2 tRNA genes and 1 rRNA gene are annotated in these 875 nt (G+C 57.9%); all 3 read right to left on the minus strand.

Annotated features, from left to right (window positions below):
- Positions 1–129 (minus strand): 23S ribosomal RNA (locus tag MKL11_RS02220); the annotation flags it as partial.
- 334 nt (positions 130–463) lie between these two features.
- A tRNA-Ala gene (locus MKL11_RS02225) sits at positions 464–539 on the minus strand.
- Between the two features lie 33 nt (positions 540–572).
- A tRNA-Ile gene (locus MKL11_RS02230) sits at positions 573–649 on the minus strand.
- Positions 650–875: the final 226 nt, after the last annotated feature.

Raw genomic sequence — 875 nt, forward strand, 5'->3', positions numbered from 1 at the left:
GGTTCCCCCATTCGGAAATCCCTGGATCAAAGCTCGTTCGCAGCTCCCCAAGGCTTATCGCAGCGTACCACGTCCTTCATCGCCTCTCAGCGCCAAGGCATCCACCGAATGCTCTTAAGACACTTGATCGCTCTCGTGATCGATGTCCGTTCTTTTGCGACTGGGTCCAGAGGATCCAGCGCAAAAGTCTGACACGGTCACAAAAAGACCAGTGGCAGATCCGTTTCCGGACCCACCACCGTATGCTTGCCGAACATGACCGCCGGGGTGGACGCTTTCGCGCCCCCAACGGCCACATTCCCTCTTCACGATGTCACTGATGTCTTCGCCAAACGACACGATCAACCGAACCTCACGGTCCTCGCTGATCGTCTGCCGCGGCAAACTGTGTTCCAGATAGCCAAGCTCGACACCATCTCTCAGGCGGCAGCCGCAAGCGCAGCGCCAAAAATCCCAAAAAAGATGGTGGAGCCAGACGGGATCGAACCGACGACCTCATGCTTGCAAAGCACGCGCTCTCCCAACTGAGCTATGGCCCCAAGGGGTCAAGCCGGTGGTCAACGTCCCGAACATGGTGGGCCTGGGACGACTCGAACGTCCGACCTCACCCTTATCAGGGGTGCGCTCTAACCACCTGAGCTACAGGCCCAGAGCGATCAAAGCCTACCACCCGGCAAGAGCCGAGACGGTGCGCCGATCGCGCTATCTGGTGAGGAAGAGAAACGAGGACGGCGCCTGTCCCGCCAAATGGGTTCTGACTGAACCCTGTATCTAAATGATCTTCGATGGATGAACTGACGTTCGCTGGAGGCCGGCAGAACCGACGCCCATGTCCAAAAAAGAATCCTTAGAAAGGAGGTGATCCAGCCGCAGGT

It is taken from the genome of Methylobacterium sp. J-077, assembly GCF_022829365.1.
In the GTDB taxonomy this organism is placed as follows: Bacteria; Pseudomonadota; Alphaproteobacteria; order Rhizobiales; family Beijerinckiaceae; genus Methylobacterium.